The sequence below is a fragment of the Rhodopirellula europaea 6C genome (assembly GCF_000338295.1).
In the GTDB taxonomy this organism is placed as follows: domain Bacteria; phylum Planctomycetota; class Planctomycetia; order Pirellulales; family Pirellulaceae; genus Rhodopirellula; species Rhodopirellula europaea.
In genome coordinates this window covers 15,731-28,964 of sequence record NZ_ANMO01000192.1, presented here as the reverse complement: position 1 = coordinate 28,964, position 13,234 = coordinate 15,731, and the positions used below count along the sequence as shown (strand labels likewise).

Below are 13,234 nucleotides of genomic sequence, written 5' to 3'. Positions count from 1 at the left end.
CATCGAGACTTGCCGCTGTGCTTTCAAATGATCCCGTTCGATCTACACTGATCGAATCCCGCCTACCACCCTGCCGCCGAACGCTGATCAACACCTATGCCATTCCAACGGGGCTATCTCCCAAATCGGTTCGCCCGCGAGACGTGCATGCCACCCGTCTTGATGCTGGCCGCCGCCCTTTGCACCACGGTTCTCGGTTCGCTCGCGCCAATTCGCTCGCATGCTGAGGACGTCGATCGCAAGAGCGAGGATACCGAATCGGTTTCCGTCGCGGACGAGTCACCGGTCTCGTTCAGTCGCGACATCCGGCCGTTGCTTTCGAATCGATGCTTCGCCTGCCACGGTCCAGACGCCGGTTCGCGAGAGGGAAGTTTGCGACTGGACCAGCCCGATGGAGATGAGGGGGCGATTGGATACGCGATCGAACCTCACTCGGTGGAGGACAGTGAAGTTTGGCACCGGATCACTGCCGATGATGAATCGATGTTGATGCCGCCGCCGGATTCACACTTGAAGCCGTTCAACGAAGAAGAGACGGAGCTGATTCGGCGATGGATCGAAAGTGGTGCCGTTTACGAAGACTTCTGGGCTTTTCAAGTCCCTGAACGGCCACAACCACCGGTGACTCAAAATGCTGAGTGGAGTGCACAAACGGTCGATCAGTTTGTGCTTCGAAAGCTTGAGTCGCAGCAGCGTCGCCCATCAGAAGAAGCCGACGCGAGAACTTTGCTGCGACGAGTCACTTTCGATCTGACGGGGCTGCCACCCAGCCGAGAAGCGATCCGCCACTTTGAATCGGCCTACGCCAACTCGCCCGAATTGGCGTGGGAAGAATTGATCGACGACCTGCTTTCGCGTCCTCAATTCGGCGAACACATCGCCCGCCACTGGCTGGACCTGGTGCGTTTCGCTGACACGAACGGGATGCACAAAGACTTCTATCGCAACCACGTCGCCTATCGCGATTGGGTGATTCGGTCTTTCAACGACAACCTTCCGTACGACGACTTTGTTCGAGACCAGATCGCTGGCGATTTATACCCTCAGCCGACGAAAGACCAACTCATCGCATCCGGATTCAATCGGTTGCACTTGATCATCGATCGCGGAACCGCATTGCCGGAAGAAAGTCACGTCAAAAATGTGTTGGATCGCGTCACCGCCGTCGGCACCGCATTCATGGGACTGACGGTTCAGTGCGCACAGTGCCACGACCACAAGTTTGATCCCATCACACAGAAAGACTTTTTCTCGCTGTACGCGTTTTTCAACAACATCGATGCCGAACCCGAAACCAACCCGCGACAAGTGGTGGATGGTTTCCAAGAGCCTTTCGTGCGATTCCCCACCGATGCTCAGCGGGCGGAACTAAGTCGCCTAGATGCAGAACTGATAAAGCTCGATCAACAAATCGCTCCTCGTAATGAGCGAGCGAACCAAATCACCAAGCAGCTTCAGCAAATCAAAGAAATTGAGCCTGAGGAAGAAGAGTCCGACGACGAGTTGGCGGAAAGCGATGTGGCGGAAGCGATGACGCCTGAAGAAGAGGCTCGCCTGAAGACAATCCGAGCGTGGGACGCTCTGAAAGAATCGCTCGAAAACGAACTCGGTCAGTTGAGGTTATCGCTGGCAAAGTCGCAAAAACAACGTGCAAAGACTCAGCGTGAAAGAATCGCCGTCGAACATGGTGTCGAAAAAGCGATGGTGATGAAGGAACGCGACGAGGTCCGAAAGACGTTCGTTCTGATTCGCGGGCAGTACGACGCTCCCGGGGAAGAAGTCCAACGCGGCGTCCCAGGATTCCTTCCGCCGCTGGAGCCCCAATCTGAAACACCGTCCCGCATGGATTTGGCCGATTGGATGGTGTCTCCTGAAAACCCGCTGACCGCACGCGTGGCGGTGAACCGTTTCTGGCAACTCTTTTTCGGCGTCGGGCTGGTCAAGACGTCCGAGGACTTCGGCAACCAAGGCGAGGTCCCAAGCCATCCTGAATTGTTGGATGAATTGGCGGTGTCGTTTGTCGAGTCAGGATGGGATGTCAAAGCGTTGCTCAAGCGAATCGTGATGAGCAAAACGTACCGCCAATCTTCGCGAGCCACTCCGGATGAATTCAAAGCGGACGCGGAAAATCGGCTGCTCAGTCGCGGCCCACGCTATCGGTTGGATGCCGAAATGATCCGCGATCAAATCCTGTTTTCGAGCGGACTGCTGTCCACGCGAATGCACGGACCGAGTGTCAAACCGCCGCAGCCGGACGGGTTGTGGAAAGCGGTTTCGATGACGGGCGAACGTTTCCGGCCCGACCAGGGCGAATCGATCTATCGCCGCAGCATCTACACGTTCTGGAAACGTGCGATGCCGCCACCGCAAATGACCATCCTCAACGCACCCAATCGTGACGCTTGCATTGCTCGCCGCGAAAGAACCAACACGCCGACCCAGGCTTTGTTGCTGCTCAACGAAAGTGAATACCTTCGTGCTGCCGGGCAATTGGCTCAGTCCACCTTGGCTGAACCTGCCGAGGACCGAATCTTGTTCGCCTATGAAACCGTCACGGCCAAACTCCCAGATTCGAAAGAGGTCGACGTTCTTCAAACGCTGTTGAACGATCTGCGTGACGAATACGCCAGCTCACCCAAACTGGTTGACGATTTGTGCGAGGGAGTGTTCGTCGACTCGCCTCAAGACAAAGTTGAACTCGCCGCTTGGACGGTACTGTGCAACACGCTCTACAACCTCGATATCACCAAGACCAAAGATTGAATCGCCATGCATAATCACATCACCTCGACAAGCGAAAATCGTCGTCGGTTCTTGGCCAATGCCGGCATGGGACTGGGGACGACAGCGCTCGCATCGTTGGTCTTGGGACCAAAGCTCGCAAGCGCCGCGGCCCCCAGCGCCGCGTCCGGTGCACCATCCGATATCCCGACGGGTTGCCACTTTGCTCCCAAAGCAAAACGCGTGATCTTCTTGTTCATGGCGGGAGCCCCCAGCCAAATCGACTTGTTCGATTACAAGCCGGAACTGGTCAAACAGTTCAATCAACCGTTGCCGCCATCGGTCAGCCAAGGCCAGCGTGTGACCGCCATGACACGTGGCAAAGAACAACTGATCGTCCCCAGTCGCTTTGGTTTTTCGCAACAAGGCGAAAGCGGCATGTGGATGAGCGATCTGTTGCCGCACCTTTCGACGCAAGTCGACAAGTTATGCTTCATTGATTCGATGCACACCGAATCGATCAATCACGACCCCGGTAAAACCGCGTTCTGCACCGGTACGGAACTGCCAGGCAAACCAAGCATGGGAGCGTGGTTGAGCTACGGATTGGGAACCCTCAACAAGGACTTACCAGACTACATCGTGATGCCATCGGCTCACTGGAGCGGCAAGGTCAACGTGCAAGCGTTGTACTCGCGCCTTTGGGGCAGCGGTTTCTTGCCGTCCAAGCACCAGGGCACCAGCTTCCAAACGTCGGGCGATCCGGTCCTGTTTCTTTCCAACCCCAGCGGCATTGATCCAGCGATTCGGCGGCGCATGCTCGATTCGCTTGGCGACCTCAACCGCAAACACTTCGGTGAGATCGGTGACCCCGAAATCGAAACAACCATCGCTCAACAAGAGATGGCGTTTCGGATGCAAACGTCGGTCCCCGAACTGACGGACATCTCCGACGAGTCTCCTGAGACACTGGCGATGTACGGCGAAGAAGTGAACAACCCGGGTTCTTACGCCCGCAACTGTTTGCTGGCCCGTCGGATGGCAGAACGTGATGTTCGCTTCATCCAGTTATTCCATCGCGGGTGGGATCATCATTCGAAGTTGCCGGCGAACTTACCTGGGCAGTGCCAGGATGTTGACCAACCGACCACAGCGCTGCTGAAAGATCTCGAGCAACGTGGATTGCTCGAAGACACCCTGGTGGTCTTCGCCGGTGAATTCGGCCGAACGGTTTATGGCCAGGGCAAATTGGACATGGACACCTATGGTCGCGATCACCACCCCAGGTGCTTCACTGCTTTGTTGGCAGGCGGCGGCGTCAAAGGCGGGATACGACACGGTGCGACGGATGAGTTCAGCTACAACGTCGTTGCCGACCCGGTTCATGTTCGTGACCTGCATGCCACGATGCTTCATCTTCTTGGCGTCGACCACAAACGGCTCACATTCCCGTTCCAAGGACTGGAACAGAAATTGACCGGAGTCGAGCCCGCTCGAGTGGTCAAAGAGATCATTGCCTAAATCGATTCAAAGGCTTCTCCGGTAAAGCCGACCTCTTGGCATCGAAGAGGTCTGGCTGGGGAGAGTCGTGCCGTTTTGAGGTGCTGCGCCAGTACTGTCTTGAGAACCCCGCCAGTGCCGGAAGTCGTGCAGTTTTGAAGTGCCATGCTCACAAGGTTGAAATCACCCTCCTGAACGCAGTTGGGGAGGGTCGGAATGCGAGTGTTCAGCGAGAATTCCGGGGAGGGAGTGCGCGCCGTTTCCCATACCCGAGCCTCAACCTCTCCCCAAACTTCGTTTCGGGAGAGGTGCGCTACGTGGAAATCTGCCGAAAAGCGGTCTCAGAATGCTGCTCGGCCTCGCGGGAGGGTGATGGCATCAATGATTTCTGGGAAAACTCTTCAATTCAGACGAATTTGCGCAAATTGTGTGAACATTCTCAGGAATGAATTCGGTGACGATTTCCTCGCTGGCTTTCGAGCGAGCATTGGCATCACCGTTTTCTTATCGCACTCTTGAGAATCTTCAATGGAATCCACTTCCCAACACCCGCACCGCGGGACTCGCGTGGGGTTCACGCTGGTTGAGCTCCTCGTTGTCATCGCCATCATCGGAGTTCTGGTCGGCTTGCTTCTGCCCGCTGTCCAAGCCGCCCGCGAAGCCGCTCGACGGATGAGCTGCAGCAACAACTTCAAGCAACTCGGTCTGGCCCTGCACAACTACCATTCCGCCTACAACAAACTGCCAATGCATGGCGGCGGAACTCACCCCACGGTTGCCACTCATCCTTGGGTCAACACAACGACCGGTAACAACATGCGACTGAGCATGCTGGTTGGATTGATGCCATTTGTCGAGCAACAGGGACTTTGGGAGTTGATTGCCAACCCGAACGACTCTGACAGCGACGGCACAATTGATTTCCCTGCCATGGGACCAACACCTGAAAACATCGACTACGTTCCGTGGGCAACCGACATCCCCACGCTGCGTTGCCCAAGCGATCCTGGCAAGGGGTTGCCATCATTGGGACGGACCAATTACGCCGCCAACCTGGGCGACTCAACCGACTACATGCGTGATGGATTCGTGTATGTGCGGAATGATTCACCGGTTCTGCCATACGCAGCCACCTCGGCCACTTCCCAGCGAACCAACGCCGCCCATCGTGGCATGTTCGTTGTTCACAAGTTGACTCAATTTCGTGATGTGCTCGACGGATTGTCCAACACCATTGCCATGGGCGAACTGACCACGGACTTGGGTGACAAAGACGCTCGAACCAGCCTGACTGCCGGTGGCACGTACAGCACCAACAACAACCACTGGACCATCGTCGTGACACCAAACTGGTGCGAACAACACCTTGATCCCGAACGGCCTCAATTCTGGCGTCCAGAAGCTCCTGTAGTAGGGGCCACGTCCGGACGCGGCTACCGATGGGCGAGCTTCAATCCAACATTCACGATGGTGCACACGGTTCGGCCGCCGAATTCGGAGATTTGTTCCGCTGGTGCCGTCAACCGCAACAACCTAATGTCGGTGTCCAGTCGTCACCAAGGTGGTGCTCATATCCTGATGGGTGACGGTGCGGTCAAGTTCATTACCGATTCGATCGAAGCCGGAAATCAAACGAACCGTATGGTCTATCAATGGGGAACCGCGGCGTTCAACAACGCTCCTGGATCCGAAAGCCCTTATGGCTTGTGGGGAGCCTTGGGAACTCGCGCGTCACGCGAAGTCATCGACGGCGAATTCTGATCCACTTGATCGACACGCAAAAGGAAACGCCCGGTCAGCAATTGCTGCCCGGGCGTTTTTTGTATCACCGAGCTGGTTGCCCGAGTCACTCTTTGGGTGGCTTCACGCCGTTCTTTTCCGAGCCAGCGTTCGCGGCTTCTTCTGCCGCGACCATTTCTTTGTACTCTTCGATGCTTTGTTCATCTGCGCTGTCTTTCACATTGACAGGCTGTGATCCGCCACACCCCAAGCAACTCATCATTAGTGCCAGACAGCTGACTTTCTTCACACTCAAATTCATCGTATTACTCTGCGGAAAAGCGAATTATCAAACCAAAGGTTTCATAAAGAAAAGGGGATGATTGATCGCTTGAATCCTAGCATCACGATGCGATCCTGCGAACTCTTATTGCTGAAGTAGCGAAAGCGAAACGCAAAATTCTTGAGGCTCAAAACAATCTCGAATACGATGCACCATGAACCATCTGGAGCCGTGTTCGCGGAGATCACTTTCCGATGGCTGGCGTGTTCTCGAGCCATTCATCGACGATGCTTGACAGACGTTGGACTTTGTCAGCGTCCTGTGCGGCGAGATCGTTTCTGTCATCTGGATCTTCTTGGAGATCGTAGAGTTCTTTGCCGCTTGGTCGGACGATCAGCTTGTCCCATCCGTCGATGACGACACGAGCTTGCAAGCCGTTGTCGATGTCATCGAGTTGTTCAAGATCGCTGTCGTGGTCGTAGACGTCCACGAAGATTCGGTTTCGCTGACGCAGTGCCTCGGGATCGCGCAGATCCAAACCGGACATTTCCTTGGGAGGCTCAATCCCGCAGGCTTTCAGAATGGTGGGAGCGACATCAATGTTGCTGGCAAGCGTCGATGAATCTCGCTGAGGTTTCACGGCCCCGGGATGCGTGATGATGATCGGCGTCCGAATCCCAGCTTCCACGGGCTCACGCTTGGAACGAATGCTCGTGTTCATCCGGTTGGGATTTTGCACCCAGCCGTTGTCGCAGGTGTAGACAAAAATCGTGTCTTCGTAGAGTCCCTTGTCTTTCAAGTACTGAATGATCTGCCCGCAACCTTCGTCCAACCATTCCACATTGGCCCAGTAGCGAGCGGTTGGTTCATTGGGAGCGATGTCTTTGTACTTGTTGACCAAACGGTCGGGAGCGTTGTGCGGTGCGTGCGGCAGGAAGACTCCGTACCAGATGAAGAAAGGTTTATCGTCCTTCACGGCGGAATCGACGAAGTCGTACACCGGTTTCATCGTGGTTCGCCCGATCTGCAAACCCACATCGCCGTGACGTCCGCCTCGCGAAACGTCGCCGTGGGTCATGGCGTCGGTGAAACCATGATCCAGCGGGTTTTCTTCCCACCACTTTCCAGTTTGCAAAGTTGCGTAACCATTGTCCTTGAGCGACCGGATGAACGAGGGCTGCTGGTGCAACGGTGCGGTCATTTGCTTCCGCAGCGATGCAAAGACCTTCTTGTTCGTTTTGCGGTTCAGGGCGGTCGGCATCACGGGATCGTTGCCGCGAATTCCGGTCTGATGCGGATACAAACCGGTTGCGAGACTTGCCAACGAAGGCCGGCAAAGCGGCGCTGTGACATAACCTCGCTCATACACCAAACCAGACTTCGCCAATTGGTCGATGTTGGGTGTCTGGATATGCGGATGTCCCATGAACCCATAATCGGTCCACGATTGGTCATCGCTCAACAAGAAAACAACGTTGGGTTGTTTGGCCTGCGTTTGGTCAGCCGGCCAAGCTCCGGCGATCAACACCAAACACACGGCAACGAGGGAGATTCGGATACAGTTCATGCTTTCTAACTTCATTATCTCAGGTGCAGTGATTTTCGATCGCGACTGAATCTGCCGCGAGGGTTTATGGTTTGCGAGGAACCCATGTTTCGGGAGCGTCCAGCATGAGCGGTTTGTGAAAGACCGTCAGTTCGTCGCCTTGAGTTCGCATCCAATCTTTCAGTTCCGCCAGCAGACGCGATCGAACGTTGGCCGATTTGGGATCGTCTGCCAAGTTCTCGGTTTCGTTCGGGTCGTTGGTCAGGTCGTACAGTTCAAACTCAGGTCGTCCGTGATGGCTTGCGACAACCTCTGCGGCACGAGGATCACGCTTGGCCGCCTCGGTCCACTCCTTGAAGTAGTCCCCCGATGTGGCACGCAGCAACAAATCGATGTGCGTCGTGAACGCAAACTCCGGATGCGGGTTCCAGATCAATTTGTACTTGTCGGTTCGAATGCTGCGGCTCAGGTAGACGTTCATCATCTTGTCGCCGCTGTGCGTCGTGAAGATTCGCTCGCGATGACGTTTGGATGGATCCTGCAACACTCCGGCGAATGACTTCCCATCGATGCCTTGGGGCACTTCGCCACCACCGACTTCGATCAAGGTTGGCAAGATGTCGACCCAACTGACCATCGCGTCGGTGCGTGAACCAGGTTCAATCATTCCTTCGCGAGAAACGATGAGCGGGATGCGTGTGCCTTCGTCGTAGAGCGTCCATTTGCCAAATGGGAACTGAGCCCCGTGGTCACTTGAAAAGAGAAACAAACGATCTTCGGCCAGGTGTTCGTCAACCAATTGCCGCAGTTCACCGAGGTAGGCGTCCAAGTCCTTGACCTCTTGCAGGTAGCGAGATCGCTGGACTCGAGTTTGTGGCGTGTCGAGCAGCTTCACCGGCAGCGACATGGATTCCGGATCCACGGTGGATTCACTTGGCCACGGAACGTGCGGGTTGGACACTCCAACAAACAACGCCAGCGGTCGCGAATCAGTTCGGCTTTCGAGAAACGCCTGGACGTTCTTTCGCACCGCGGGAATGTCCTGTGCTCGGTCGTGTGTATCGAACTGATAGTCCGGTGCACTTCGCGAGTGGGCCACCTTTCCGAACGCCACCGTCTGGTAGCCCAATTCATTCAAGACGACCGGCAGCTTCAACACATCCTCGTGTGGGTACGAGTGGTTTTCCTCCGCGCCATTTCGTGCGGGCATCAACCCCGTCAACAACGCGGCCCGACTCGGGGCACACGATGGGCTGGCGACGAAGGCACGATCGAACGTCATGCCTTCCTGAGCCAATTGATCGATGGCGGGCGTTTCGATGTTGGTGCCGCCATACAGTGCCAAGTCCGAGGCGGACAAATCGTCCGCCAGATAGACCACAATGTCGGGCTGGCGTTCGGTGTCCTTCGCCGTTGCAATCGCAGCACCGAAGAAAACCGTGATCGCCAGTCCAGTCAAACAGTTCTTGAGCTTGCTCATCACTATCGCCCATACACCTTGGCTTTGGGGTCACCACCGGAAAGCAAGTACGCGATCAAATCACGAACTTCCTCGGCGTTCAAAGAATTCAACATGTCCGTCGGCATCTGCGAGATCGGCGAGTCTTTGACTGAGATGACTTCGTCCGGTTCCACGACGACTGGTTTCACCGTCTCGCCAGCCTTGCTGACGGGATGGATTTCCATTCGGTCCTCATTTTCGACCATCAACCCGGTCAGCACGCGACCGTCTTCCAGCAACACCACCTTGGACCCGTATTGATCACTGATGACTTTGCTGGGTTCGATGATGGATTCGAGCAAGTAGTTGGCGTTGAATTTGTTCTTCACCGTTGTCAGGTCGGGGCCGATGTCGCCCCCGAGTCCATCGAACCGGTGACAAGAGGCACACTGTGCGGCGTGGAAAAGATTGCGGCCGCTTTCATAGTTGGCCTGACGCAAGGCACCGCCGGTGTGCTTGCTCGCTTCTGCCAAAGTCCATTTTTTGCCTGGTCCCTTAGGAGCGGTGATTTCAAAATCGGGGACAGGGTTGAAGTCTTCGCCGCTGATGTCGGAAAGTTCTTCCCGCTGTGCGTTACTGAGATGCCCCAACACTTCGTCTCGCAAGTTCGCGAGGAACTTGCCGTAGCTGTTGCCGCCGCTGTATTTCGCGGCTTGGTTGATGAACTGGATGTACGCCCGAAGATTGTCCATCGTCCAACCATCACGCAGGTTTCGCAGCATGAACGCGTAGTTGATTTCGTGAGACGGCGGCTGGTTCTCCAGCATCTTCACGACTCGCGAACCGTAACGTTGGTTGCGTTGAAAATCAACGTTTTCCACCCAAGCGGGTACTGTCGGTTTCGCGTCCGTCATCAGGGCGATTGCTTTATCGATCACCGTGGGTGATTCCAGATAGACCAGCAAGCGAACCAGTTCGGTGTTCACGTCTTTGCTTTTGTTCGGAAGCAAGGCATCGAGCTCTTCGATGACCCGTTCGCGTTCTTCCGCGGTTGGTTCACCAAGCCGAATGAAGGTCAACGCGTAGGCTCGCAGCAGTCCGAGCAGTTGCGGTTCGGGCAATTCGCTGGGGTTCATGTCCAACAACGCGTTCACCAAGTCGGACCGATGGGATTCATCCCCGCGCCGTGCCAGAGCGACGGCGCCGGTGATCCGGGCTTGCGTGTTGGATTCGTCGAAGACTTTGTCGGCCCATTGCTCGGTCGGTTGCGACTCGACAGCGATTCGTGCCGCGTAACGAAGCCAACGATCGTTGCTCGAAAGATGGGGCCATGCCTTGGCGACTGCGTCCGCGTGCTCTTTCCCGTGGAAGACTTCCAAGCTTCGGCGTTGTTGGCGAGCTTCTTCACCAGGGATCGGGGCCGATACGGGTTCGGTCGAGTCGTCGCCTTCGTACGTGATTCGGAACAGAGCGGACTGAGTGCCACGTCCACCAACGGTGAAGTACAACGCACCGTCCTTGCCCACGATGGCATCGGTCACAGGCAAAGGTGCTCCGTAACAAAACGCTTCTTGGTGAGCTTTCCAGCCAGCCCCATCGGGTTCCGAGTGAATCGCGTAGATCGTTCCGAAGGTCCAATCGAGTGCATAGATCGCATCTTGATACTTGGCGGGGAACTTGGCTCCTTGGCCGCCGACCACACCGGTCGGGCTGCCGGGGCCGATGTTCAAGACGGCTGGCAAGCTATCCTCGTAGTACTCTGGCCATTTCCCTGAACCACTTCGCCATCCGTAGTCCGATCCGCTGACGGCATGGTTGATTCGCGTTGGGCGGTACCATGGCGAACCGAGGTCCCATTCCATGTCAGCGTCATAGGTGAACAGGTCGCCGGCACGGTTCAGTGCGATGTCGTATTGGTTGCGATACCCCATCGAGGTGACTTCATGTTTGTTCGTCTTTGGATCAAAACGGGTGATCCAACCGCCGGGTGCGAGTCGACCGCGAGCGTGTCCGTTGGCGTCCCATTCGCGTGGCAATAGCAGGTCTTCGTTCCAAGTCGGGACGCGTGATCCAGCGATGATGGACTCGTCCGGCAGATTCGTGTGGTTGCCCGCGGCAACATAAAGAGCGTCACCGTCCTCGGTTGGAATCACCGCGTGGTTCCCGTGTTCTCCGCCACCATGCGTGCCAAACAATTCTTCGGCGTGATCCAGCAAACCGTCGCCGGTGGAATCCGTGACGCGATACATCGGGCTGCTTCCGCGATTGAAATACAACGCACCGTCGTGCCAGGTCATGCCTTGAGCTCCCGACACCTTCACGGGCATCTTCTCAACCTTGACGCCTGATTCGCCGGTTGCGTTGGAATGGCTTTCATCGAGCGTGATTCGATACAAACCTGCTTCGCCTTGATCACTGGCGTACAAGCGACCTTGATCGTCGGTCGTCAACGAGACCCAACTTCCTTGGCGGACTTTGGGAACTTGGTAAACGAGTTCGACTTTGAATCCATCGGCCACCGTGACTTCGTCGGCACTGAATGAAGTGTCCCCGGATGCCTGGTCCGTTCCGACGCCCGGTTTTCCCCATGGCGATTTTCCAAAATTGCCCAGCGACTTGGCGGCAACGTTCCACTTGGAATCATCGTAAGCGGCGGTCTTCCAATCACCGGTGGCTGCGTTGGCCAGTTTCCAGTTCGGGCTCGAGATGACTTGATGAACGGTTCCATCCTCGGTTTCGACTTCGAGTTTGAAAACGAAAGCGGCCACGCCACCCCGGTTGCCGGCTTTCACTGCGATTTGATTCTTGCCTGCTCGGACAAACTGACGAGCATCCAGTTGTTTGATGGGATACTTCCAATCGGGACAATCGCCGACAGGTTTGCCATTGATCCAAACGGTCGCTTCGTTGTCGCAGGTGGCATACAAGCGGGCCGAGCGAATGGCTTCTTTGGATCCCTCGGGCATGAATTCGAACTGATGCCGCAGATAGAGCGGGTCGTTGGATGAGGGTTGATCCTGACGCCAAATCCATTTTGGTGTTGTTGACTTGGCAACCCAATCAAACGCGGTTGCGGCCGAAGGTTTCTTGGCGTTCTTGCCTTTGGAGGCAGCTCCACTTTGCACGTAAGAGTTCAACACGGACTTGGCGTTCGCGGCATCCAGCTTTTGAAGTTGAACGTCTTTGAACTCACAAGTCATCGACGGCCCGGCGTGCAACTGCAACGCTAGAATTCCGCTGCGGCGAGCTTCCGGGTGATTGTCGGTCAGGTCCATCGTCGTGACGCCGTTGACCTGGTGAATTTGCCGATCGCCCACCGCGATGATCGTCAGTTCATTCCATTCCCAATCGACCAGCTTTTGCGAGCGGTCACCGACCTCGCCGACCACCTTGGGTTTGCCATCCGCACCGACTTCGACCTTTTGGAATCGTTTGGCGACGATGCCACGCCATTTTTCCGCGTAGAGCATTCCAAAGAAGTCGGGCGATTTGTGCAGGTCCGCTTGATAGCCTTTGACGACAAAGTCTTTAGGATCGATCAGTTCGCTGCGATATTGCACGCCGCTGTTGTTGCCGCGAAAACGGACTTTGGTTTTGAAGACAAAGTCGCCGACCTCTCCGCCCTGCCACACCAAGAATGTGTTGCCCTTGGTTGGATTCTCTTTCGTGGTTTCGCCATGAATGACTCCATCGCGAACGGACCAAAAGGAATTGTTCCCGGCCCATCCAGATAGGTCTTTCCCGTTGAACAAGTTTTCAAAGGAATCTTCCGCCTGGACGGAAAGAGAACAGACAAACGAAAGAACGAGACACGCGCGTGTCAAATATCCGATGTAGGTCACGGTGGCTTTGCAAAGAGGTGGGAGGAAACAAGTTGGGCGTCGTTCCAAGCTGGCCTTCGATAGGACCAGGGCTTGATGTCGATCAAACGCCGCTTTCGATCGCGTCACGCATGGAACAGCTTGCTCGAGCGGTTCACTCGGGCTGATGCAACGAGCATGTTGAATGCGTTGAAGATGCAGGC

Annotated in this window: 7 protein-coding genes; 3 read left to right on the top strand and 4 right to left on the bottom strand. The window is 55.8% G+C overall.

Annotation, left to right across the window (positions count from 1 at the left end):
- Positions 1-147: 147 nt before the first annotated feature.
- The 3 genes from RE6C_RS19590 to RE6C_RS19580 all read left to right on the top strand — a co-directional run bounded on the left by RE6C_RS19590 (position 148) and on the right by RE6C_RS19580 (position 5,982).
- The gene (locus tag RE6C_RS19590) at positions 148-2,763 is read left to right on the top strand and encodes a PSD1 and planctomycete cytochrome C domain-containing protein (protein WP_008659351.1); all 2,616 of its coding nucleotides are present in this window, start codon (positions 148-150) and stop codon (positions 2,761-2,763) included.
- A 6-nt stretch (positions 2,764-2,769) separates the two neighbouring features.
- The gene (locus tag RE6C_RS19585) at positions 2,770-4,242 is read left to right on the top strand and encodes a DUF1501 domain-containing protein (protein WP_008659350.1); all 1,473 of its coding nucleotides are present in this window, start codon (positions 2,770-2,772) and stop codon (positions 4,240-4,242) included.
- 507 nt (positions 4,243-4,749) lie between these two features.
- Entirely contained in the window at positions 4,750-5,982 is a 1,233-nt protein-coding gene (locus tag RE6C_RS19580; protein ID WP_039962652.1) for a DUF1559 domain-containing protein, read from the top strand.
- Between the two features lie 85 nt (positions 5,983-6,067).
- On the opposite strand, the gene RE6C_RS19575 is transcribed toward RE6C_RS19580, so the two are convergent.
- The 4 genes from RE6C_RS19575 to RE6C_RS19560 form a co-directional block, all read right to left on the bottom strand.
- The gene (locus RE6C_RS19575) at positions 6,068-6,262 is read right to left on the bottom strand and encodes a hypothetical protein (RefSeq protein ID WP_037200192.1); all 195 of its coding nucleotides are present in this window, start codon (positions 6,260-6,262) and stop codon (positions 6,068-6,070) included.
- Between the two features lie 205 nt (positions 6,263-6,467).
- Positions 6,468-7,790 (bottom strand): sulfatase family protein, encoded by a 1,323-nt coding sequence (locus RE6C_RS19570; RefSeq protein ID WP_039962669.1) that lies wholly within the window; start codon positions 7,788-7,790, stop codon positions 6,468-6,470.
- Between the two features lie 64 nt (positions 7,791-7,854).
- A complete protein-coding gene (locus tag RE6C_RS19565) occupies positions 7,855-9,249 on the bottom strand; it encodes a sulfatase family protein (protein ID WP_039962668.1) in 1,395 nt (464 codons plus the stop codon).
- A gap of 2 nt (positions 9,250-9,251) precedes the next feature.
- Positions 9,252-13,100 (bottom strand): 3-keto-alpha-glucoside-1,2-lyase-like domain-containing protein, encoded by a 3,849-nt coding sequence (locus RE6C_RS19560; protein ID WP_236618356.1) that lies wholly within the window; start codon positions 13,098-13,100, stop codon positions 9,252-9,254.
- Between the last annotated feature and the right edge of the window lie 134 nt (positions 13,101-13,234).

What these genes read in the sequence shown, in the direction of transcription:
- RE6C_RS19585 (WP_008659350.1), top strand. Translation starts at nt 2,770, where the DNA reads ATGCATAATCACATCACCTCGACAAGCGAAAATCGTCGTCGGTTCTTG.
- RE6C_RS19570 (WP_039962669.1), bottom strand. Translation starts at nt 7,790, where the DNA reads ATGAACTGTATCCGAATCTCCCTCGTTGCCGTGTGTTTGGTGTTGATC.
- RE6C_RS19565 (WP_039962668.1), bottom strand. Translation starts at nt 9,249, where the DNA reads ATGAGCAAGCTCAAGAACTGTTTGACTGGACTGGCGATCACGGTTTTC.
- RE6C_RS19590 (WP_008659351.1), top strand. Translation starts at nt 148, where the DNA reads ATGCCACCCGTCTTGATGCTGGCCGCCGCCCTTTGCACCACGGTTCTC.
- RE6C_RS19580 (WP_039962652.1), top strand. Translation starts at nt 4,750, where the DNA reads ATGGAATCCACTTCCCAACACCCGCACCGCGGGACTCGCGTGGGGTTC.
- RE6C_RS19575 (WP_037200192.1), bottom strand. Translation starts at nt 6,262, where the DNA reads ATGAATTTGAGTGTGAAGAAAGTCAGCTGTCTGGCACTAATGATGAGT.